The following is a 21236-nucleotide window of genomic DNA, read 5'->3' as shown; positions in this document are numbered from 1 at the left end:
GCCCCTCCCGCGAAGCCCAGGGACAATTAGTTGTAGATCGGGAAGCGGGCCGTCAAGGCCAGCACTTCTTCGCGCACCTTGGCTTCGACGGCGGCGTTGCCGTCCGCGCCGTTGGCCGCCAGACCATTGACGACCTCGCCAATCAGCTCACCCACGCGGGTGAACTCAGCTTCCTTGAAGCCGCGCGTCGTACCGGCCGGCGTCCCCAGGCGAATGCCCGAGGTGATGGTGAACGGCGCGGTGTCGAACGGCACGCCGTTCTTGTTGCAGGTCATGTGGGCGCGCTCGAGGCTATGCTCGGCGTCGCGGCCCGTCACGCCCTTCGGACGCAGGTCGACCAGCATCAGGTGGCTGTCGGTGCCGCCCGAGACGATATTGACGCCCGACTTCAGCAGAGCCTCGGACAGCGCCCTGGCGTTGGCGATGATCTGGCGGGCGTACTCCTTGAACGACGGCTGGAGGGCTTCGCCGAACGCCACGGCCTTGGCGGCGATGACGTGCTCCAGCGGACCGCCCTGCAGACCCGGGAAGACGGCCGAATTGACCTTCTTGATGATGGCTTCGTCGTTGGTCAGCACCAGGCCGCCGCGCGGACCGCGCAGGGTCTTGTGCGTGGTGGTGGTGACGATGTGGGCGTGCGGGATCGGGTTCGGATAGGCGCCGCCCGCGATCAGGCCGGCATAGTGGGCCATGTCGACCATCAGGTAGGCGCCGATGCCGTCGGCGATCTCGCGGAACTTGGCGAAGTCGATCTGGCGGCTGTAGGCGCTGCCGCCGGCGATGATCAGCTTGGGCTTCTCGCGCTGGGCGACCTCGGCCACGCCGTCATAATCGATCAACTGGTCCTGCTGACGGACGGTGTAGCTGATCGGCTTGAACCACTTGCCCGACTGGTTGGCGGGGCTGCCGTGCGTCAAATGGCCGCCGGCGGCCAGGTCCATGCCCAGGAAGGTGTCGCCCGGCTGCAGCAGGGCCATGAACACCGCCTGGTTGGCCTGCGAGCCCGAGTGCGGCTGGACGTTGGCGAAGCCGGCGCCGAACAGCGCCTTGGCGCGTTCGATGGCGATCGTCTCGATCTCGTCGACATATTCGCAGCCGCCGTAATAGCGCTTGCCGGGATAGCCCTCGGCGTACTTGTTGGTCAGGATCGAGCCCTGGGCCTGCAGAACGGCCTTGGAGACGATGTTCTCCGAGGCGATCAGCTCGATCTGGTTTCGCTGACGTTCCAGTTCCCGACCGATGCGGTCGAAGATGTCTGCGTCCGCGGTGGCGAGGTCCGCGCCGAAAAAGGCGCTGGTGTTGGCTTGGGTCATGACGCTCTCCAGGCGTTTCGGGGAGTCAGCAGAGGCGCCCTCTTTAACGGGATAGGCGCGGCGATCAATCTCGGAACCACATTCGCGACCGCGCGTTGCAGTCCCGCAGGGCGTCGCTCAACCCCTGCGGAGTTCGAACGACAAAGGGAATGGGGTATCTCATGGCGTCTCAGGGTAATGGCGGCAGCGACACGACAAACGGCCGCGAGGTGGACATCCTGGGATTGAGCACGGAGATCGTGGCGGCCTATGTCGGCCAGAACACCGTCTCGCAGTCCGCCCTTCCGGAATTGATCCGCACCGTGCACGATGCGCTGACCGCGCTGGGCGGCGGCGGCGAACCAGCACGTCCGGTCGAGAAGGCCAAGCCGGCCGTGCCCGTCGGCCGCTCGGTGCAGCACGACTACATCGTCTGCCTCGAGGATGGGAAGAAGCTCAAGATGCTCAAGCGCTACCTGCGCTCGCATTACGACATGAGCCCCGAGGAATACCGCCGCAAATGGGGTCTGCCGCCGGACTATCCGATGGTGGCCCCGGCCTATGCCGCCCGCCGCTCGGACTTCGCCAAGCAGATCGGGCTGGGCAAGGGCGTGCGGCGCGGCAGTTAGCGCCGTCCGACCGTTTAGTCGCGCGAACGCCGCCGGACTCCGGCGGCGTTTTCCGTTTCGACGATGAACGTGGCGGTCGAAATCGAAGGGTTGACCGTCCTTAAGCGGCGTGGCCGCCCATGCGGGCGACGTTGCAGTGGGCCCACAGCTTCTCCATGGCGGCGACCAGCTTGCGCATCATGTCGTCGGTATGGAACGGGGTCGGAGTGAAGCGCAGGCGCTCGGTGCCGCGCGGAACGGTCGGATAGTTGATCGGCTGCACATAGACGCCGAAATCGGCCAGCAGCATGTCGCTGATCATCTTGCAGTGCACCGGATCGCCGACCAGCACGGGGACAATGTGGCTGACGCTGTCCATGACCGGAAGGCCGGCGGCCCGGAACATGGCCTTCAGGGTCGCGGCGCGCTCCTGGTGGATCTCGCGCACTTCCGGGTGCTGCTTGAGCCAACGGACGCTCGCCAGCGCGCCGGCCGTCAGCGCGGGCGGCAGCGACGTCGTGAAGATGAAACCCGAGGCCATCAGGCGGATGGCGTCCACCACCTCGGCGTCGCCGGTGATGTAGCCGCCCATGACGCCGAACGCCTTGCCCAGCGTGCCCTCGATGATGTCGATCTGGTCCATCAGGCCTTCGCGCTCGGCGACGCCGCCGCCGCGCGGGCCGTACATGCCGACCGCGTGGACCTCGTCCAGATAGGTCATGGCGCCGTACTTCTTGGCCAGCGCGATCGTGCCGGCGATGTCGGCGATGTCGCCGTCCATCGAATAGACGCTCTCGAAGGCGATCAGCTTGGGCGCGTCGGCCGGGGCCGCCGCCAGCAGCTCCTCGAGGTGCTTCAGATCGTTGTGCTTGAAGACCTTGCGCGGACCGCCGCCGTTGCGGATGCCGGCGATCATCGAGGCGTGGTTCAGCTCGTCCGAGAAGATGATCAGGCCCGGCAGGATCTTCTGGACCACCGACAGGGTCGCCTCGTTCGAGACATAGCCCGAGGTGAACAGCAGCGCGGCTTCCTTGCCATGCAGATCGGCCAGTTCCTGCTCCAGCAGGACGTGATCATGGTTGGTGCCCGAGATGTTGCGGGTGCCGCCCGAGCCCGAGCCGTGCGCCTCGACCGCCGCCTTCATGGCGTCGACCACCACCGGATTTTGGCCCTGGCCCAGATAGTCGTTGCTGCACCAGACCACGACCTCGCGTTCGGAACCGTCCTGGCGAGTCCAGGTGGCCCGCGGGAAGGCGCCGCGCTGGCGCTTCAGATCGGCGAAAACCCGGTATCGGCCCTCGTCGCGGATCTGGTCGACGGCGCTGCGGAACGCGGCTTTGTAATCCATCACGATCTCTAAACCGTCGGCCGATTGCTCCGGCGGTCCCCTAAATCAATGCTCGGCTTTTCGCACCGTGCGCCCTAGCTGTCCATCTAGGGGCATTTACCTAGCGATTTGAAGCCCGCGATTGGACGCATCGACCGCGATGACGACTGAAACGCGGACCTTCGCTGTTGAAGGATTAACAGCGGAAAAGCCAGCTTTCCGCAGCGTAATGGCGCGGCCAACGCCAAATGAACCAGACGCGCTGGGCCGATAATAACCGCGCCCGACGGGCGCGGTTATCGAGATCGGCTGGCCCGCCCCTTACCGCGAAGGCTTGCGGAACTTGAAGACGAACTGATCGGTCTTGCCCCGGATCGACGGGTCGAAGACGCCGACCTTGCGGCTATCGGCCGCATCGCGCAGCACCTTGCTCTCGCCCTCGAAAATGAAGCCCGCCGCCGTGACCTCGGACTTCACCACCGCCGAATCGATGCGGTGCAGCGTCTCGGTGTCGCGCAGGCCGGAACCCGCCTCGGCCGAGTGGTCGATGACCAGATAGACGCCGCCCGGCTTGAGGGCCTTGAAGATCTGACGGTTCACCACCGACAGATCGGCCGGCCCCATGAACTTGTCGTGCATGTCGTGATAGTTCTGGGCCGTGAACACCAGATCCAGCTTCTCCGGCGTCGAGAAGTTCGGCAGCGTGTTCAGCACCACCGTCACGTTGGAATAGGCCGGGTCGCGGGCGATGGCGTTCACCGCCGGCTCGCGCTTGGCCAGCTTGGTCAGCTCGTCCGGCACATAGGCGTAGACATGGCCGCGGGGACCGACCGCCTTCGACAGAATGCGGGTGAAGTAGCCGCCGCCCGGGATGAGGTCGGCGACCTTCGCGCCCTGCCGGACGCCGGCGAAGGTCAGCACCTCGCCCGGATGCCGATCCTTGTCGCGGATCATGTCGGCGGCCGGACGCGACGGATCGCTGAGCGCCGCGGCGATGTTGGGAGCGATCGACACCGCGACCGGGCCGGAAGGCGGCGGCGGCGGGGGCCCCATCGTCGGCTCGGTGGCGCAGGCCGCGAGGCCCAGCACGGCGACGAGACTGAGAAGAGGCTTACGCATGGCTATCCTTCCGAACCGACGTGTTCTTGGTTGCGGCGAGGTTAGCCTACCGCAACCGCTACGTCAGCGGCCTCCATTCCTCCGAAGCGGGAAGCGGCGCGAAAATATCGTCCAGCATGGCGTGGGTGACGCCCTCCAGCGTGGCCGGGCTCCAACGCGGGGCGTTGTCCTTGTCGACGATCACCGCGCGCACCCCCTCGATGAAATCGTGCTTCATCACGACCCGCGCGCCGATGCGGTATTCCATGGCCATGTTCTCGGCGAAGTCGGCCATGGCCGCGCCGCGCTTCAACTGTTCGAACGCCACCTTCAGGGTCTGGGGCGACTTGGTCTTGAGCACCTCCAGCTGGGCCTTGCCCCAGTCGCTGGAGTCGAGGGCCAGGAACTCGAAGATTTCCTCGACGCTCTCGCCGACGAACAGACGATTCAAGTCTTGCTCGAAACCCAGCAGCGAGGCCTTGCCGGCGTCGGCGCGGTAATTGCGCAGGATCTCGTCGCTCCGGCGCGGGTCGGCGATGATCGCCTTCTTGAGCCCCTCGGTCGCGCCGAACTCGACGAAGTGGGTGGCTATCCCTAGGCGCAGGCAGTCCGCGCCCTTGATCCGCGCCCCGGTCAGGGCCAGCCACAGCCCCGCCTTGCCCGGCAGGCGCGGCAGGTACCAGCCGCCGCCGACGTCGGGGAACAGGCCGATGCCGGTCTCGGGCATGGCGAAGGTGGTGCGCTCGGTGGCGATCCGCACGTGGGCCGGCATCGAAAGGCCGACCCCGCCGCCCATGACGACGCCGTCCATCACCGCCACCACCGGCGTCTCGTAGGTGAACAGCAGGTGGTTCAGCTGATATTCGGTGTGAAAGAACCGCCGGGCCTCGACGCCGTCCTTGGCGCCGCTCTCGGCCAACATGCGAATGTCGCCGCCGGCGCAGAAGCCCCGTTCGCCCGCATGGTCGATCAGGACCATGTAGATTTCGGGGTCTTCCTGCCAATCCAGCAGCGCGCCGATCATCGTCTCGCACATGCCCAGGGTCAGGGCGTGCAGCGCCTTCGGCCTGTTTAGCGTGATGCGGCCGACGTTCTTCTCGACGCGGATCAGGACTTCGGGCTCTTCGGTCATGGGGATCCTAGACGGGTTCGGCGACGGGTTCGCAGTCGAAGCGGTCGACCTGGCCGGCCATCAGGCGATAGACGGCGTCCTGCGGAATGTCTTGGCGCAGAGTCTCGGCCTTCGAAAGCCCCGCATAGACCCCGCGCAGCAGCCGACCGGCGACGCCGTGGCTGACCACGATCAACCGGCGCTCGGGCTCGGAGACCTGCTCGTCGAGCCAGTCGGTGATACGAGCCATCATGGCTTCATAGGTCTCGCCGCCCGGCGCGTGGAAGCCCCAGGCGTCATCGCCGACCAGATGCGAATTCTCGCCGCGCACGTCTTCGCGCAGGCGGTTGGACCACTCGCCGACATCGATCTCCACGAGCCGCTCGTCGGTCGTCACCGACAGGCCCAGCCGCGCGCCGATCGCCTCGGCCGTATCGCGAGCGCGTCGCAGCGGACTGGCGACGATGCGCCAATCGGCCGGCGGATCGCGACGCAACAGGTCGAACAGCAGGTCGCCCATGGCCGCCGCCTGGGCGCGGCCCAGCGGCGTCAGGTCCGACTCCGACCGCCCCTGCAGGCGCCCCTCGCGATTGTGGAAGGTCTGGCCGTGGCGGCAGAGATAGATCATCAAGCCCTCACTGCCTGAACATCTCGCGGGCGATGATGACGCGCATGATCTCGTTGGTCCCTTCCAGGATCTGGTGCACCCGCAGGTCGCGAACGAGGCGCTCCAGCGGATAGTCCTGCAGGTAGCCGTAGCCGCCGTGCAGCTGCAAGGCGTCATTGGCGACCTGGAAGCCGGCGTCGGTGGCGAAGCGCTTGGCCATGGCGCACAGCTTGGTCGCCTCGGGATGCTTGTTGTCCAGCGCGTGAGCCGCGCGGCGAACCATCAGGCGCGCCGCCTCCAGCTCGGTGGCCATGTCGGCCAGCTTGAACTGCAGGGCCTGGAAGTCCTTCAGCGGCCGGCCGAACTGGTTACGGGTCTCGAGATAGGCCTTGGCCGTATCGAGCGCGAACTGAGCGCCGCCCAGCGAACACGAGGCGATGTTCAGACGGCCGCCGTCCAGACCCATCATGGCGAAGCGGAAGCCCTCGCCTTCCTGGCCGATGCGGTTGGCGACCGGCACGCGGCAGTTGTCGAAGTTCACCTGGGCGGTCGGCTGGGCGTTCCAGCCCATCTTGCGCTCATTGGCGCCGAAGCTGAGGCCCGGCGCTCCCTTCTCGACCACGAAGGCCGAGACGCCCTTGGCGCCCTCGCCGCCCGTGCGCGCCATCACGACATAGACGTCGGAGACGCCGCCGCCCGAGATGAAGGCCTTGCCGCCGTTGAGGACGTAATGATCGCCGTCCAGCCTGGCCGTCGTCCGCATGGCCGCGGCGTCCGAGCCCGAGCCGGGCTCGGTCAGGCAGTAGCTGGCGATCAGCTCCATGGTCGTCAGGCGCGGCAGGTAGCGCTGGCGCAGATCGTCCGAGCCGAAGCGGTCGATCATCCACGACGCCATGTTGTGGATGGTCAGATAGGCCGCCACCGGCACGTCGCCGTGGCTGAGGGCCTCGAAAATGATCGAGGCGTCCAAACGCGACAGGCCAGAGCCCCCCACGTCCTCGTTGACATAGATGCCGGCGAAGCCCAGCGCGGCGGCCTGGCGCAGCACGTCGACGGGGAAATGCTTCTTTTCGTCCCATTCGGCCGAATGCGGGGCAAGCTGTCCCTCCGCGAACGCCCGCGCGGCGTCCTGGATCGCGATTTGATCGTCGTTCAGCGCGAAATCCATGCTCGCTTCCTCCGCGTTCGAGGCAGAACCGCCCTCGCCTTCTTGCCGCTGACGTGCCGCGCCGGACGCGGCCTGTCAATCGCGCCCCGACGTCATTTCGGACAGGCGCTCCCGAGGCGGCCTGAAATCCTCCGTTACACGGTGTGAATCGGCGAAACGGCCTCACCCTCTTGATAACCAAGACCTTTCACCTCAAATGCGCCCTCTTCGGGGATGGCGTCCTCCACGGTTCGATCTGCTCAAACGACCATGCGCTTCTGGAAACTCTCGTTGGCCGCTCTGGCGGCGGTGCTGGGACTGGCCGTGGGCCCGGCCCATGCCGGCGGCGACATCGCGCGCAGCTATGGCGTTTGGCGCAACCCGCACGACACCGTGCACCTCGAGATCAAGGACTGCGGAGCGTCGACCTGCGGCGTCGTGGTCTGGGCCAGCCCCAAGGCCGAGGCCGACGCGCGTCGCTCGGGCGAGGACACCCTGATCGGCAAGCAGCTGCTGCGTGACTTCGAGGCTCAGAAGGACGGCTCGCTGAAGGGCCGCGTCTGGGTCCCCACCCTGAAGATCACCCTGGTCGGTTCGGCCGACATCGTCGACGCCAAGACGATGCGCGCCAAGGGGTGTGTCATCGGCGCCTTCCTGTGCAAGTCGCAGCTCTGGACCCGGATCGACGCGCCGGCCCTGATGGCCTCGCGCGCCGCGCCCTGATCTTTTCGCCCGATCGCCAAAACGCCGCTTGATTCAGCGCAAACCTCGCGCGACCCTCTAAGTGTACGTTGATAACCTAAGCGTCCGAAGAGACGCCGGGATCGACATGGCCGCATCGCGGCTCACACGGGAGGAACGGCATGACCGAAGCGGCGACGCTTCCCAAGACCGCGCCGGACGCGGCGACACGACACTTCGACGTCATCATCGTGGGCGCGGGCATATCCGGCGTCGGCGCGGCCTATCATCTGGCCGAGCAGCGACCGGGAACCCGCTTCACGGTGCTGGAGGCCCTGGACAGTTTCGGCGGCACCTGGCTGACCCATACCTATCCCGGCATCCGCTCCGACAGCGACCTCTATACCTTCGGCTATCGGTTCAAGCCGTGGGTCGGCCCTCCGATCGCCACCGCCGCCGAGATCCTGTCCTATATGGGCGAGGTGATCGCCGAGAACGATCTGGCCCGCCACATCCGCTATGGCCGCCGCATCGCCTCGGCCCGCTGGTCCTCGCGGGACAAGCTGTGGACCCTGGAGGTCAACGGTCCCGACGGCGCCGAGACCTACACCACCAACTTCCTCTGGATGTGCCAGGGCTATTATCGCCATTCGGTCGGCTACACGCCGGAGTGGCCCGGCATGGAGGATTTCCAGGGGCGCGTCGTCCATCCCCAGACCTGGCCGTCGGACCTCGACCTCACCGGTAAGAAGGTGGTCGTGATCGGCTCGGGCGCCACGGCCGCCACCCTGGTGCCCAACATCGCCGGCGACTGCGAGCACGTGACGCTGCTGCAGCGCTCGCCGACCTATTTCGTCCCCGGCCGAAACGAGAACGAGCTGGCCAACACCCTTCGCCAGCTCGAGATCGACGAGACCTGGATCCACGAGATCGTCCGCAAGAAGGTGCTGTTCGACCAGCACGAGTTCACGCGCCGCGCCCTCGAGGAGACCGACGCGGTGAAGACCGAGCTGCTCGAGGGCGTGAAGGCGTTCCTCGGCGAGGACTTCGACATCGCCAAGCACTTCACGCCGCGCTATCGCCCCTGGCGCCAACGCATCGCCTTCGTGCCGGACGGCGATCTCTTCCAGGGCATCGCCTCGGGCAAGGCTTCGGTCGTCACCGACGAGATCGAACGCTTCACCCAGACCGGCCTGCTGCTGAAGTCGGGCCAGACCCTGGACGCCGACGTCATCATCACCGCGACGGGCTTCGACCTGTCGGTGCTGGGCGACATCGCCTTCGAGGTCGACGGGGAGCCGCTCGATTTCGCCAAGACCGTGACCTATCGCGGCATGATGTTCACCGGCCTGCCGAACCTCGTCTGGGTTTTCGGCTATTTCCGCGCCAGCTGGACCCTGCGCGCCGACATGATCGGCGACTTCGTCTGCCGGCTGCTGGCCCACATGGACCAGAAGGGCGTCAAGCAGGTCGAGGTCGCGCTGCGCCCCGAGGACCAGGACATGCGGATCGGCGCGTGGATCGATCCCGAGGACTTCAATCCCGGCTACCTGATGCGCAACATGCACCTGCTGCCCCAGGCCGGCGACAAGCCCGAATGGCGTCACACCCAGGACTATTGGACCGAGAAGGACATCTTCCCGGCCATCGACCTGGACGATCCGGCCTTCCGCTACTCGTAGGGTTCCTTCGGGTCCCGGGACTCTTAAGGGTCCCGCGATCTTGCCTCGATCGGCGGCGCGGTTCAAATCAACGCCATGACCACGCCGCCCCTCGCGCCCTATCCCGCCTCCCGCCTGCGCCGTCTGCGTCAGGCGGACTGGACCCGTCGCCTCGTCCGCGAGAGCGAGGTTCGCCCGTCCGACCTGATCTGGTCGATGGTCGTGCACGAGGGCGAAGGGACGATCCCGGTGGCCTCGATGCCGGGCGTCGAGCGCCTGTCGGTGAAAGAGGCCGCCAAGGCCGCCGTCCGCGCGCGCGACCTGGGCATCCCGGCCATCGCCATCTTCCCGCACATCGACGGCGCCCGGAAGGACGCGGCCGGCTCGATCGCCGCCGATCCGGACGGGGTGATCCCGCGCGCCGTGAAGGCGATGAAGGACGCCGCGCCCGAGGTCGGGATCATGTGCGACGTGGCGCTGGACCCCTTCACCGACCACGGCCACGACGGCGTCGTCGAGGGCGGCAAGATCCTCAATGACCCCACCATCGAGCGCCTGATCGAACAGGGCTTGGTGCAGGCCGAGGCCGGCGCCGACATCCTGGCCCCGTCCGACATGATGGACGGTCGGATCGGCAAGCTGCGCGCGGCGCTGGAAGGCGCGAACTTCCAGGACACGATGATCATGTCCTACGCGGCCAAGTACGCCTCGGCCTTCTACGGCCCGTACCGCGACGCGATCGGCTCGGCCAAGCTTTCCGCTGGCCAGGGCGACAAGAAGACCTATCAGATGGACCCGGCCAACACCGAGGAGGCGATCCGCGAGGTCGCGCTCGACATCGCCGAGGGCGCGGACATGGTCATGGTCAAGCCGGGGATGCCGTATCTGGATATCGTCCGCCGCCTGGTCGACGAATTCCGGATGCCCACCTACGCCTTCCAGGTGTCGGGCGAATACGCGATGATCATGGCCGCCGCCCAGAACGGCTGGATCGACCACGACCGCGCGATCCTGGAAAGCCTGGCCGCCTTCAAGCGGGCCGGCGCGGCCGGGATCATCACCTATTTCGCGCCGTGGGCGGCGGAAAAGCTGGGCGGGTGACCTGCGTCCTCGACATCGTCACCGCCGTGATCCGCGACGAGGCCGGCCGGATGCTGCTGGTCCGCAAGCGCGGGACCTCGACCTTCATGAAGCCGGGCGGCAAGCGTGACGCGGGCGAGGACGACCTGACTACCCTCGCCCGCGAACTGGAAGAGGAGCTGGGCTGCCGGCTGGTCGCCGCCGAACTCCTCGGCCATTTCAGCGCCCCGGCCGCCAACGAGGCCGGGTTCACCGTCCAGTCGGCGACCTACCTGGCCACGGTCGCGGGGGACATCGCGCCGCGCGCCGAGATCGAGGAAATCCGCTGGGTCGACCCGGCGCAGCCCGGCGACCTGCGCCTGGCCCCGCTGCTGACCGAGCAGGTGCTGCCGGCCTTGCTGGCGCGCGGCTAAACCTTGCCGCCCAGGGCGGTGATCCGCCCCTGGACCATCTCCAGCGCCAGCTCGCGCGCCCGCTCGGGCGGCCGTCCCAGCAGCTCGCCCAGCGTCGGACCGAACAGGCCCACCCCGATGGCCAGGATGATGTTCAGCAGGATGAAGTCGATGATCGCCTCGCGGCCGACGCCGGCCTCGCGCGCCACCCGCGTGTCGACCACCTCGTCCACCACCTGACGCACCAGGGTCATCCGACCGCCCTCGCCCGTCATCTCCAGCCAAGCGGCCAGCCTGGCCGCGCCCTTGGCCTCGAACGCGTCGAACAGCGCCTTGGCCCCGAACCCCGGCGCGGCCCCCTCCTTCTCGAAGCCCGCGATGACCTGGTCGGCCAGCCGGCGGATCATCCGCTCCATCAGCGCCGTCTCGACCCCGCTGATCGAACCGAAATGATGGATGACATTGGCGTGGACCACGCCGGCGGCCTTGGCCACGTCGGCGAGCTTGATCGCCTGCGGGCCGTGCTCGACCAGCAGCGCCTCGGCGGCGGCCAGGATGTTTTCGCGCGCGGCCTCGGGCGAGCGGCGCACGCGCGCCTTGGGAGCGGTCGGCTCTATTGACATTTTTGTCAGTACAACTCACTATGCGTCACGAGACGGGCTTTGAGAGCCCTAAACCGGCGGAGCACGGAAAGCCATGACGCAGGCCAAGACTACTCCCACCGACCTCGATGTCGCGCCCCGCGATATCCGTTTCGACCTGGACGCGGCGCGCCAGGGCCACTGGCTGAGCGGCGACCCCGTCGGCACGGCCGTGTTCAACGCCCTGTCCCTGACCTTCCCCGACGGCGAGCGCCTGTTCATGGACGCGGTGAAGAACTATCGGGGACAGCTGAGCGGCAAGCTGCTGGAAGACGCCAAGGGCTTCATCGCCCAGGAAGCCATCCACTCGCGCGAGCACCATCAGCTGAACAGCCTGATCGATCGCCAGCGCTATCCGGTCGCCGAGATCGAGGAGACGATCCGGGGCCGCGTCAAGTTCGCCCGCGAGCGCGGTCCGATGGCGATGCTGATCTCGACGATCGCCCTGGAGCACTTCACGGCGATGATGGCCGAGACCCATGCTCGCCATAGCGATCTGTTCGACGGCGCCGCGCCGGGCATCGAACGCCTGTGGCGCTGGCACGCCATGGAAGAGACCGAGCACAAGGCCGTGGCCTATGACGTCTTCATGGAAGTCACCAAGGACTGGAAGCCGCTGCGCCGCTACCTCGTCCGCTGCCGGGCGATGGCCCTGGTAACCTTGATGTTCACCCGCAACATCACGCTCTACGCCGCCCGCCTGCTGGAGGCCGACGGCTATTCGCGCAAGGCGGCGCTGAAAGCGGTCCGGCGGTTCGTCTGGGGCGATCCAGGCGTCTTCCGTCGCGGCTGGAAGACCTATTTCGCCTGGTACCGCCCGGGCTTCCACCCATGGGACCAGGACGACCGCGAGGCCTTCGCCGACTGGAAGGCCGAGTTCGACGCGGCGGTCGCCTAGCCAGATCCAGCGCCGCCGCATAGGGTCGAGCCCGTCGACGCGCCGCACGCGGCGCGATGAGGGGGCTCGACCATGCGACCGCGCGCGCTTTCGTCCTGGATAATCATCGGCGGGGCCATGGCCGCGCTGGCCGCCTGCCAGCCGGCCAAGCGGATCCCGCCGCCGGGCGCGTCTTTGGCCTGGGCCTATCCCACCGCGCCGAACGCCCCGCTGCCGCCCTATCCCAAGGGCGAACTGCGCGTGCCGGGCAGCGGCGTCGTCTATCAAGGCGAGGCGCTGAACAACGGCGCCGGGCCGCCGGACTGGTTTCCCGCCAACCACCCGCCCGCGCCGCCGTCCGTCGCCAAGGGGCGCAAGGACGTGCTGGCCTGCGCCGAATGCCATCAGATCGAGGGTGGCGGCTATCTGGGTACGCCCAACCTGTCCGGCCTGCCCGCCGACTACATCGTCCAGCAGGTGCGCGAATTCCGCGAAGGACGCCGCAAGTCCTGGCTCGCCGGCTGGCCGAACAGTTCCGAGATGATCGCCATCGCCCGCAAGGCCACCGACGCGGAGGTCGCCGCCGCGGCCGCCTATTACGCCGCCCTGCCCTACAAGCCGCGCTACCGCGTCGTCGAGGGCGACACGGCGCCAGCCCACAAGCCGGACCACTACGGCTGGTTCGACCGGGTCCCCGGCCAGCCGCCCCAGCCGCTGAACGGCCAGGTGATCGAACTGGCCGAGGACGAGGCGCGGATGCTGATCGCCGATCCGAACTCCGGCGTCGTGGTCTATGCGCCGACGGGCTCGATCGCGGCCGGCGCGGCGCTGGTCCGGTCCGGCGGACCGGGCGGTCAGGCGTGTACGAGCTGCCACGGCCCGGGCCTGAAGGGCTCGACCATCGCCCCGCCCCTGGCCGGCCGCTCGGCGGCCTATCTCGCGCGGCAGCTGCTGGACATCAAGACCGGAACTCGCGGCAGCCCGGCGGTAACCCAGATGCAGGGCCCGGCGCGCGGGCTGAGCGACGCGCAAATCCGCGACCTCGCGGTCTATGCGGCGTCGCTGACGCCGTAGGCTTGGTTCGGCGGCCCCATTAAACACGCCCGTCATACCGCGCTCCATGCGCGAGATGACGGGTGAATATTACTCTGAGTTGATTTTTCACCCAACTCACGCACTATCGCGCATGGTTCCGCGCAACGCGTCCATCGCCGTCTACATTATGACCAACAGGCCCTACGGCACCCTGTATATCGGTGTGTCGAGCCTGTTCGAGGCGCGCCTCGTTCAACATCGCGAGAAGTTGTTGAAAGGCTTCACCAAGAAATACGGACTGACACGTCTCGTCTGGTACGAGACCCATGACGACATGACCGTCGCCATCCATCGTGAGAGACGGCTGAAAGAATGGCCCCGGCAATGGAAGATCAATTTGATTGAGCGGGATAACCCCCGCTGGGATGATCTCTACGATCAAGTGATGAACTGGACGCCCGTCCCCCGTCAGTTCTGATCGCCGGCGCCCAACACCCCCGTCATCCCGCGCTTTATGCGCGGGACCCATTTGTCCGCCGCAGGTGAGGTGCGGACTCAAACTTGCACGTGAAAGCTGAACCATGGGTCCCGCGCATAAAGCGCGGGATGACGGTGAGTTTTGTGCGGTAGAGCTAAACCCCTACCCCGCGATCAGCCCGAAGTCCGCCACCTGGCCCATCGCGTCCCGCACGGCCGCCAAGGTCTTCAGGCGGTTGTCGCGGTGCTCGGGCTCGTTGACGAAGACGCCGTCCAGATAGGCGTCCACCGGGCCGCGCAGCTCGGCCAGCTGGGTCATGGCGCCGGTGAAGTCTTCCTGGGCGAGGGCTTCCTTCAGCGGCTTATCGAGCAGACGCAGGGCGTTGTAGAGCCCCACCTCGGCGGCGCTGTCCGCGGCCGGCTCGGCGGGCGCGCCGGTCGGCAGCGGGCCCTTCTTCTCCTCGGCCTTGAGGATGTTGGAGGCGCGCTTGTAGCCGGCCAGCAGGTTCTTGCCGTCGTCGGTCTTCAGGAAGCCGTCCAGGGCCTCGACCCGCGCGACGATGCGGGCCAGGTCGTCGTCGCCCAGGGCGAAGACGGCGTCCACGAGGTCGTGACGCTTGCCTTGGTCACGGAAGGTGACCTTCAGGCGGTCGGCGAAGAAGGAGACCAGATCGTCGACATAGGCCTCAACTTTCTGCACTTTTTCCGAGGAAAGGCGGAAGTCAGGGGCGACACCTTTCGCGTCCATCTCCCTCAACATAGCAACAACAGAAGGTGCCAGTTCCGGAGTGTTGGCCAGTTCAGCGACCGAAAGTCGCTCCTCGGGCTTTGCGCGCCCAGCTTCAAGCGAAACAGACGCGCCAAAAGCGACCTCGTTGAGCGGCACCCGCAGCCCGTTCTCCAGCACAATCCTGATCACACCTAGCGCCGCGCGGCGCAGCGCATAAGGATCCTTCGAGCCCGTCGGCTTCTCATCGATCGCGAAGAACCCGACCAGCGTATCCAGCTTGTCCGCCAGCGCCACCGCCACGCTCACCGGCGCGGTCGGCACCGCGTCGCTCGGCCCCTGCGGCTTGTAGTGGTCGCGCACCGCGTCAGCGATCTCGCCGTCCAGGCCGAAGGTTCGGGCGTAGTAGCCGCCCATGATCCCTTGCAGCTCGGGGAACTCGCCGACCATCTGCGAGGCGAGGTCCGCCTTGGCCAGGCGCGCGGCCTCGCGGGTCTTCTCGACGTCCGCGCCCACCAGCGGCGCGATCTCGCCGGCCAGGGCGACGATACGCTCCACCCGCTCCGCCATCGTCCCGAGCTTGGCGTGGAAGGTCACGCCGTTCAGCTTCTCCAGCCACGGCTCGAAGCCGACCTTGACGTCCTCGTCCCAGAAGAAGCGGGCGTCGGACAGGCGCGAGGACAGCACCTTGGCGTTGCCGGCCGCGATGACCGCGCCGCCGTCGGCCGCCTGGATGTTGGCGATGGTGATGAAGTGCGGGGCCAGGCCCGCCTCGCCGGCCTTGCGGACGGCGAAGTACTTCTGGTGGGTCCGCATCGAGGTGCGGATCACCTCGGACGGCAGGTCCAGGAACGCCGGGTCCATGTCGCCCAGCACCGGGGTCGGCCATTCGGCGAGGCCCGCGACTTCGTCCAGCAGGCCTTGGTCTTCGACCAGTTCCAGGTGACGGGCAAAGCACAGGGTCTTGCAGCCCTCGAGGATGCGGGCTTTCCGCTCCTCGACGTCAAGCACGACGAAGTGCGCTTCCAGGCCCGCCGCGTATTCGTCGAAGTCCTTGGCGACGAACGGCTGGCCGTCACCCATGAAGCGGTGACCTTCGGTGACGTCGCCGCTTGGGATGCCCTCGATGGCGAACGGCACGACCTCGCGGTCCAGCACGCAGAGAATCCGCTTCAGCGGACGCACCCAGCGCAGCTTCTTGGTCCCCCAGGTCATCGACTTGGGCCAGGGGAAGCCGCGCACGATGGCCTCGACCATCTCGGCGACGATCTCCGGCGTCGGGCGGCCCTTCTTCTCGATGAAGGCCATCCAGACGCCGTCGCGCTCGACCAGTTGGTCCTGGGTCAGGCCGGCCTTGCGCAGGAAGCCTTCCAGGGCTTGCGGCGGGGCGCCGACGCGCGGACCTTTCAGCTCTTCCTGGCGGTCGGCCTGGGCCAGCGGCAGGCCTTCGGCCACCAGGGTCAGGCGGCGCGGGCCGGCGAAGGTCTTCAGGGCCTCGGGCAGGAAGCCGGCGGCGGCCAGGTGCTCGCGCGCCATCCGCTCCAGGTCCTTGGCGGCCTGGGCCTGCATACGGGCGGGGATCTCTTCCGAGAACAGTTCGAGGAGAAGTTGGGGCATGGGAATTACGCGGCGTCCTGCTGATCGACCCAGGCTTGGGCGCAAAGCTTACAAAGGTCGCGGATGCGGCCGATGTAGCTGGCGCGCTCGGCGACGGCGATCGCGCCGCGGGCGTTCATCAGGTTGAAAAGGTGGCTGGCCTTCAGGACCATGTCATAGGCGGGCAGGACGAGGGCTTTGTTGCGGTACGAGCGGGCCAGCATCAGCGGGACCTGCTCTTCCATCTGCTCGAACTGCTGCTTGAGCACGGCGACGTCATAGCCGTGGAAATTGGCTTCGGACTGCTGGCGCTCGTTCTCCAGGAACACCTCGCCATAGCTGGTCGCGCCCAGGGGCGAGTCCGGGTCGTTGAACGGCAGGTCATAGACGTTGTCGACGCCGAACACGTACATGGCCAGGCGCTCCAGGCCATAGGTCAGCTCGCCGGCCACCGGCGAGACGTCCAGGCCGCCGACCTGCTGGAAGTAGGTGTACTGGCTGACTTCCATGCCGTCGCACCAGACTTCCCAGCCCAGGCCCCAGGCGCCGACGGTGGGGTTCTCCCAGTCGTCCTCGACGAAACGGATGTCGTGGGTGCGCAGATCGAGGCCGATCGCGTCCAGCGAGCCGAGATACAGGTCCTGCATGTTCTCGGGGTTCGGCTTCAGGATCACCTGATACTGATAATAGTGCTGCAGGCGGTTGGGGTTCTCGCCATAGCGGCCGTCGCCCGGACGACGCGAGGGCTGCACATAGGCCGCGTTCCAGGGCTTGGGGCCCAGCGCGCGCAGCACCGTGGCCGGGTGCAGGGTGCCCGCCCCCACCTCGACGTCGTGCGGTTGCAGGATCACACAGCCCTGGCGGCTCCAATAGTCATGGAGCGTCAGGATCAGGCTCTGAAAGGATTTTGGTTTTTCGCGCGACATCAATCGAAAAGGGTCTGGGAAGGCGCCACGATCCCGGGCGATCGCGAACCTTGCGTGATTTCCGAAGGCCTGGCGGGGCCTTGAGCCCCTTCAGCTGACGCCGCCCGGCAAACCGCTCCCGGACCCCTGTCCGTCCGAAGTCCGAAGCCGTTTTTCGGAGCGGCGAAGCCCCCGTTTGCGAACGCCTGATTACACATTCCGGGCCTCGCGTCCAACAGCCAGGCCATCCTTTCTCCGCGCCCGGGCCAAGCCCGCCACGCGCCCGTCTCAAATCCTTCGGCGAACCGTCAACGGCCCGACGTCCGCGTCCTCTATCGCGGCCAAGCTTCACGGCAAACTGGAGGGGATCAAAATGCGTTTTTCAAAGTGGCTGGTGGCGACGACCGCCATCGCTCTGTCGTTCGTCGGCGCGCAGCAAGCCGCCGCCCGGACCGAACCCGCCGGGGCCAATGCTCCGGCCGTCGACGACAATGTCGCCTTGGACCAGATCATCGTGACCGCTGAAAAGCGTAGCGAAAACCTGCAAACCACCGCCATCTCGATCTCGGTTCTGAGCGGTCAGAACCTCGAGGATCGCCAAGTCTACTCGCTGGCCGATCTGGGCGACGGCGCGATTCCGTCGCTGAAGGTCGCGCCGTTCTTCTCGCGCCCGGGCGCGCTGATCATGAACATCCGCGGCATCGGCGTGCTGTCCGACTCCAACCAGCCGGCCCGCGACCAGGGCGTGGGCATCTATGTCGACGGCGTCTATCTGGGCCGTCCGCAGGGCCTGGGCACCGCGCTCTATGACGTTTCGAGCATCGAGGTCCTGAAGGGCCCTCAAGGCACGCTGTTCGGCCGCAACACCGAGGGCGGCGCGGTCAGCATCACCACGAAGAAGCCCACCGGCGAATTCGGTCTGGTCGCCAAGGCCGGGGTGTCCAACTACAGCGGCTACAGCAGCGAAATGCACCTCGACCTGCCGGCCGTCGCCGGCGTCGCGATCAAGCTGAGCGGCGTGGTCGAGGGCCGCAATGGCTGGGTCAGCAATCCCCTGCCATCGGCCTCGGACTTCGGCGAGGTCAAGAAGCGCGCCCTGCGCGCCCGCGCCCTGTGGCGTCCGACCGACGATATCAGCGTCGACTACGCCTATGACACCGCGTTCGACTCGACCACCACGCTCTACCAACAGCTGCTCGCCCGCAGCACCTATCCGACCGCGCTGAAGACCGCCGCGGCCAATATCGTGCAGGCCGACCGGGCCAAGGTCGCGTCGATCGGCACCTCCCAGCAGCCCAGCGACGGCAACACCTGGGGCCACCGCCTGACGGCCGAATGGAAGGCGATGCCGAGCCTGACCCTGAAGTCGATCACCTCGTATCGCGACCTCAAGCAAGGTCAGTACGACAACGGCTCGGTGGCCACCTCGCCGGGCGTCTACAACGCCTCGGGCAACTTCCAGGGCGTCAATTTCGGCCGTTACAGCCTGGCGACCTTCAACCAGATGCAGTTCAGCCAGGAATTCCAGGTGGTGGGCGAACTGCCTCGCCTGAAGTATGTGGCCGGCGCTCTCTATTACCGCGAGAAGGTGTCGGACGACGCCCGCACCTTCACCACCAACACCTTCACCGACGCGGCGGGCCTAAACAGCACGATCATCAACAACAACCTGGTCAGCTACTCGGCCATCGCGCGCGCCAGCAAGGTCAATACGACCAGCCAGGGCGTGTTCGGCCAGGCCACCTACACCCCGCCGATCCTCGACGACGCCCTGAACATCACCCTGGGCGCGCGTTGGACCCGCGACGAGAAGGTCGGTCAGCTTTATCTGGTCAACGGCGCCCTGCCCGTGGTCAACGGCGTGGCCGCGCCCCGCAACCTCAACACCAGCTGGAAGCGCACCGATCCGCTGGTCAATGTTTCCTACGAACTGAGCAAGGCCAGCATGGTCTACGCCAAGTACAGCACCGGCTACCGGTCGGGCGGCGCCAACTCGCGCTCGCTGGTCTACCTGCCGTTCAACCCCGAAACGGCCACCATGTACGAGATTGGCTCGAAGAACGAGTTCTTCGACCGCCGGCTTCGCGTGAACCTGGCCGCCTACACCGGCGACTACAAGGACATCCAGCTGGACTTCTCGGGCCAGTACGTCGGCCGCGACCCGGCGACCGGTCAGTTGGTCACCACGCTGCGGACGACCACCGAAACGATCAACGCGCCGGGCGCGGGCAAGCTGCGCGGCTTCGAGGCGGACGGCGCCTTCGCCGTCAACGCCAACCTGACCCTGTCGGCCAGCTTCGCCTACAACAAGGTCAAGATCCCGGCGACGCTGAATCCGTTCCCGCAGAACGTCAGCGGCGTGCTGACGCAGATCACCGTGCCGATCCCGATCTATCAAGTCTACACGCCGGAGAAGTCGGGCAGCATCGCCATGGACTATGAGCGTCCGTTCCGGGGCCTCAAGGTCGTCGCGCACCTCGACGGCAATTTCAGCGACGGCTTTTATGTCAACTACACCGACGTCGCTTACGACCCCGTCACCCGAGCGGTCACGATCAAGCAGCCGAAGGGCGACTCCTCGTTCATCGTGAACGGCCGTATCTCGCTGGCGGAAATCCCCGCCGGCGGCGGCAAGGCCGCTCTGTCGCTTTGGTCGCGGAACCTGTTCAACGAGGCCCACGTCTTCTATCGCACCTTCAGCGATCTGCAGGGCGAAACCGGGTTCTACAACGAACCGCGCACCTTCGGCTTCGAAGTCAGCGTCAAGATGTAGACCGATCTGATCGTCGAGAGGGGAAGGGCCCGCGCGCGTCGCGGGCCCTTTTTCGTTTTCGGACTAGTTGCCCTTGGGCGGGGTGTGACGACCGCCGTTCGACAGCGGACGGCCGTACTTGGCGCGGTTGGCGACGGTGTCCGGGACTGGAGCGTTGGAGACAACGTTCGGGTCGCCCGCCTTCAGCATCGCCTGCTCATCCGGCGACTTCGAGGACAGCAGCACCACGCCGGAGGTGTTCACCGCCGCGTCCGAGGCGGCCGGCGCCTGCGGCGGCGGCTGGGTCTGGGCGGCGGGATCGGCCATCTGCGCATGGGCGACGCCCGTCGTCAGGGCGGCCGCGGCGGCGGCGGTCAGGAAGCGCCCGAGGGTCTTGGAAGAAATCATGGCGAAGCTCCTTTCGGTTCGAGCGGTTTACGTTCGAAACCCGACTTGGTTCCACGCGAGCGGCCAGGCCATCGCGCGGTCGAGGCCCCACGACGGCGCGGGCCCCAGCCTCCCCGCTGGTCGCGGGCCATGGCGGGCTTCCCGTCGCCCCGGATCGCCGGTTTCTGACGCACTCGCGGCGCGACAAGCCTAAAAATTAGGCGCTCTGCCCATTTCGTTTCCAAAACCTTGCCCGCCGCCCCCGTCACGGAACCGTCGCCGATAGCGTGGCCAAGCCGGGGAAACGATGCAGCGCGTAAAGGCGGCGTCGGCGGTGATCACACCGGGGGCGAGTACGCTTCCGAAAACCAAGCAAGCATTGCCCGCGGCTCGGCGGGACGGAGCAAGGCGGATGAAACTGATCATAGCGGTGGTCAAACCCTTCAAGCTGGACGAGGTGCGCGAGGCGCTCGTCGCCGCCGGCGTCGAAGGTCTGACGGTGTCGGAAGTGAAGGGCTACGGCCGTCAGAAGGGCCAGACCGAGATCTATCGGGGCGCGGAGTACCAAGTGAACTTCGTGCCGAAAGTGAAGCTGGAAGCGGTCGTGGACGACGCTTCGGCGGCCAAGGCCGTCGAGGCGGTCAAGGCCGCCGCGGCGACCGGCAAGATCGGCGACGGGAAGATCTTCGTGCTGAACGTCGAGGAAGCCGTCCGCATCCGCACCGGCGAAACCGGCTCGGCCGCGCTGTAACGCATTCGGGAATAAGGGGATACCGACGATGAAACTCACCTTCAAACCGCTGGCCGGGCTGATGCTCGCCGCGACCATCGCGGG

General features: G+C 66.9%; 20 protein-coding genes. 10 read left to right on the top strand and 10 right to left on the bottom strand.

The genetic code is table 11. From position 1 onward, the window contains the following. Positions 1–26 precede the first annotated feature (26 nt). Positions 27–1313, bottom strand: a complete 1287-nt coding sequence (glyA, locus tag FCU40_RS10525; RefSeq protein WP_168074776.1) for a serine hydroxymethyltransferase — start codon at positions 1311–1313, stop codon at positions 27–29. Positions 1314–1474: 161 nt separating this feature from the next. On the opposite strand from glyA, the gene FCU40_RS10520 reads away from it, so the two are divergent. Continuing rightward, positions 1475–1921: a MucR family transcriptional regulator gene (locus FCU40_RS10520; RefSeq protein WP_168074775.1), complete on the top strand. Its 447-nt coding sequence runs from the start codon at positions 1475–1477 to the stop codon at positions 1919–1921. 100 nt (positions 1922–2021) lie between these two features. Here the strand turns inward: FCU40_RS10520 and hemA are convergent, their stop codons facing one another. From hemA to FCU40_RS10495, 5 genes are all read right to left on the bottom strand, one after another. Then, complete coding sequence (gene hemA / locus FCU40_RS10515) at positions 2022–3248, bottom strand: 5-aminolevulinate synthase (RefSeq protein ID WP_168074774.1); 1227 nt, start codon at positions 3246–3248, stop codon at positions 2022–2024. A gap of 300 nt (positions 3249–3548) precedes the next feature. Further along, complete coding sequence (locus tag FCU40_RS10510; protein WP_168074773.1) at positions 3549–4346, bottom strand: class I SAM-dependent methyltransferase; 798 nt, start codon at positions 4344–4346, stop codon at positions 3549–3551. Positions 4347–4404: 58 nt separating this feature from the next. After that, positions 4405–5457 carry an enoyl-CoA hydratase/isomerase family protein gene (locus FCU40_RS10505; RefSeq protein WP_168074771.1) on the bottom strand — a complete coding sequence of 351 codons (1053 nt, stop codon included), beginning with the start codon at positions 5455–5457 and terminating at the stop codon, positions 4405–4407. Between the two features lie 7 nt (positions 5458–5464). Further along, positions 5465–6064, bottom strand: a complete 600-nt coding sequence (locus FCU40_RS10500; RefSeq protein WP_168074769.1) for a histidine phosphatase family protein — start codon at positions 6062–6064, stop codon at positions 5465–5467. Positions 6065–6071: 7 nt separating this feature from the next. Next, a complete protein-coding gene (locus FCU40_RS10495) occupies positions 6072–7211 on the bottom strand; it encodes an isobutyryl-CoA dehydrogenase (protein ID WP_168074767.1) in 1140 nt (379 codons plus the stop codon). A 249-nt stretch (positions 7212–7460) separates the two neighbouring features. Between FCU40_RS10495 and FCU40_RS10490 the strand changes: the two genes are divergently transcribed. The 4 genes from FCU40_RS10490 (at position 7461) to FCU40_RS10475 (ending at position 11025) form a co-directional block, all read left to right on the top strand. Beyond that, a complete protein-coding gene (locus FCU40_RS10490) occupies positions 7461–7913 on the top strand; it encodes a DUF2147 domain-containing protein (protein ID WP_168074765.1) in 453 nt (150 codons plus the stop codon). 140 nt (positions 7914–8053) lie between these two features. Further along, a complete protein-coding gene (locus tag FCU40_RS10485; RefSeq protein ID WP_168074764.1) occupies positions 8054–9553 on the top strand; it encodes an NAD(P)/FAD-dependent oxidoreductase in 1500 nt (499 codons plus the stop codon). 75 nt (positions 9554–9628) lie between these two features. Continuing rightward, the gene (hemB, locus tag FCU40_RS10480; RefSeq protein WP_168074763.1) at positions 9629–10633 is read left to right on the top strand and encodes a porphobilinogen synthase; all 1005 of its coding nucleotides are present in this window, start codon (positions 9629–9631) and stop codon (positions 10631–10633) included. Continuing rightward, on the top strand, positions 10630–11025 hold the full coding sequence (locus FCU40_RS10475) for an NUDIX domain-containing protein (RefSeq protein WP_168074762.1): 396 nt from the start codon (positions 10630–10632) through the stop codon (positions 11023–11025). Before hemB ends, FCU40_RS10475 begins: the two co-directional genes overlap by 4 nt. On the opposite strand, the gene FCU40_RS10470 is transcribed toward FCU40_RS10475, so the two are convergent. After that, complete coding sequence (locus FCU40_RS10470) at positions 11022–11627, bottom strand: TetR/AcrR family transcriptional regulator (RefSeq protein ID WP_168074761.1); 606 nt, start codon at positions 11625–11627, stop codon at positions 11022–11024. The genes FCU40_RS10475 and FCU40_RS10470 overlap by 4 nt on opposite strands. 73 nt (positions 11628–11700) lie before the next feature. On the opposite strand from FCU40_RS10470, the gene FCU40_RS10465 reads away from it, so the two are divergent. The 3 genes from FCU40_RS10465 (at position 11701) to FCU40_RS10455 (ending at position 14035) form a co-directional block, all read left to right on the top strand. Beyond that, positions 11701–12543 (top strand): metal-dependent hydrolase, encoded by an 843-nt coding sequence (locus FCU40_RS10465; RefSeq protein WP_004623598.1) that lies wholly within the window; start codon positions 11701–11703, stop codon positions 12541–12543. 72 nt (positions 12544–12615) lie between these two features. Then, a complete protein-coding gene (locus FCU40_RS10460) occupies positions 12616–13596 on the top strand; it encodes a c-type cytochrome (protein WP_168074760.1) in 981 nt (326 codons plus the stop codon). 112 nt (positions 13597–13708) lie between these two features. Beyond that, positions 13709–14035 (top strand): GIY-YIG nuclease family protein, encoded by a 327-nt coding sequence (locus FCU40_RS10455; protein WP_168074795.1) that lies wholly within the window; start codon positions 13709–13711, stop codon positions 14033–14035. Between the two features lie 162 nt (positions 14036–14197). On the opposite strand, the gene glyS is transcribed toward FCU40_RS10455, so the two are convergent. Continuing rightward, entirely contained in the window at positions 14198–16378 is a 2181-nt protein-coding gene (gene glyS / locus FCU40_RS10450; protein WP_168074759.1) for a glycine--tRNA ligase subunit beta, read from the bottom strand. A 5-nt stretch (positions 16379–16383) separates the two neighbouring features. Next, a complete protein-coding gene (locus tag FCU40_RS10445) occupies positions 16384–17283 on the bottom strand; it encodes a glycine--tRNA ligase subunit alpha (RefSeq protein WP_004623588.1) in 900 nt (299 codons plus the stop codon). Positions 17284–17635: 352 nt separating this feature from the next. On the opposite strand from FCU40_RS10445, the gene FCU40_RS10440 reads away from it, so the two are divergent. Then, positions 17636–20035 carry a TonB-dependent receptor gene (locus tag FCU40_RS10440; protein WP_168074758.1) on the top strand — a complete coding sequence of 800 codons (2400 nt, stop codon included), beginning with the start codon at positions 17636–17638 and terminating at the stop codon, positions 20033–20035. Positions 20036–20098: 63 nt separating this feature from the next. Here FCU40_RS10440 and FCU40_RS10435 read toward each other — a convergent pair whose 3' ends face one another. Further along, the gene (locus FCU40_RS10435) at positions 20099–20422 is read right to left on the bottom strand and encodes a hypothetical protein (RefSeq protein WP_004623584.1); all 324 of its coding nucleotides are present in this window, start codon (positions 20420–20422) and stop codon (positions 20099–20101) included. 391 nt (positions 20423–20813) lie between these two features. Between FCU40_RS10435 and FCU40_RS10430 the strand changes: the two genes are divergently transcribed. Then, a complete protein-coding gene (locus tag FCU40_RS10430; protein ID WP_004623580.1) occupies positions 20814–21152 on the top strand; it encodes a P-II family nitrogen regulator in 339 nt (112 codons plus the stop codon). Positions 21153–21236: the final 84 nt, after the last annotated feature.

Origin of the sequence: Caulobacter sp. SSI4214 (assembly GCF_012184455.1) — a bacterium.
GTDB lineage: Bacteria > Pseudomonadota > Alphaproteobacteria > Caulobacterales > Caulobacteraceae > Caulobacter > Caulobacter vibrioides_E.
Note: the sequence above shows the minus strand (reverse complement) of the source record. Positions and strands in the feature narration are given on the sequence as shown.

Bases quoted from the DNA above. Each gene is read 5' to 3' on its own strand.
- glyA (WP_168074776.1), bottom strand. From the start codon at position 1,313: ATGACCCAAGCCAACACCAGCGCCTTTTTCGGCGCGGACCTCGCCACC.
- FCU40_RS10520 (WP_168074775.1), top strand. From the start codon at position 1,475: ATGGCGTCTCAGGGTAATGGCGGCAGCGACACGACAAACGGCCGCGAG.
- hemA (WP_168074774.1), bottom strand. From the start codon at position 3,248: ATGGATTACAAAGCCGCGTTCCGCAGCGCCGTCGACCAGATCCGCGAC.
- FCU40_RS10510 (WP_168074773.1), bottom strand. From the start codon at position 4,346: ATGCGTAAGCCTCTTCTCAGTCTCGTCGCCGTGCTGGGCCTCGCGGCC.
- FCU40_RS10505 (WP_168074771.1), bottom strand. From the start codon at position 5,457: ATGACCGAAGAGCCCGAAGTCCTGATCCGCGTCGAGAAGAACGTCGGC.
- FCU40_RS10500 (WP_168074769.1), bottom strand. From the start codon at position 6,064: ATGATCTATCTCTGCCGCCACGGCCAGACCTTCCACAATCGCGAGGGG.
- FCU40_RS10495 (WP_168074767.1), bottom strand. From the start codon at position 7,211: ATGGATTTCGCGCTGAACGACGATCAAATCGCGATCCAGGACGCCGCG.
- FCU40_RS10490 (WP_168074765.1), top strand. From the start codon at position 7,461: ATGCGCTTCTGGAAACTCTCGTTGGCCGCTCTGGCGGCGGTGCTGGGA.
- FCU40_RS10485 (WP_168074764.1), top strand. From the start codon at position 8,054: ATGACCGAAGCGGCGACGCTTCCCAAGACCGCGCCGGACGCGGCGACA.
- hemB (WP_168074763.1), top strand. From the start codon at position 9,629: ATGACCACGCCGCCCCTCGCGCCCTATCCCGCCTCCCGCCTGCGCCGT.
- FCU40_RS10470 (WP_168074761.1), bottom strand. From the start codon at position 11,627: ATGTCAATAGAGCCGACCGCTCCCAAGGCGCGCGTGCGCCGCTCGCCC.
- FCU40_RS10465 (WP_004623598.1), top strand. From the start codon at position 11,701: ATGACGCAGGCCAAGACTACTCCCACCGACCTCGATGTCGCGCCCCGC.
- FCU40_RS10460 (WP_168074760.1), top strand. From the start codon at position 12,616: ATGCGACCGCGCGCGCTTTCGTCCTGGATAATCATCGGCGGGGCCATG.
- FCU40_RS10455 (WP_168074795.1), top strand. From the start codon at position 13,709: ATGGTTCCGCGCAACGCGTCCATCGCCGTCTACATTATGACCAACAGG.
- glyS (WP_168074759.1), bottom strand. From the start codon at position 16,378: ATGCCCCAACTTCTCCTCGAACTGTTCTCGGAAGAGATCCCCGCCCGT.
- FCU40_RS10445 (WP_004623588.1), bottom strand. From the start codon at position 17,283: ATGTCGCGCGAAAAACCAAAATCCTTTCAGAGCCTGATCCTGACGCTC.
- FCU40_RS10440 (WP_168074758.1), top strand. From the start codon at position 17,636: ATGCGTTTTTCAAAGTGGCTGGTGGCGACGACCGCCATCGCTCTGTCG.
- FCU40_RS10435 (WP_004623584.1), bottom strand. From the start codon at position 20,422: ATGATTTCTTCCAAGACCCTCGGGCGCTTCCTGACCGCCGCCGCCGCG.
- FCU40_RS10430 (WP_004623580.1), top strand. From the start codon at position 20,814: ATGAAACTGATCATAGCGGTGGTCAAACCCTTCAAGCTGGACGAGGTG.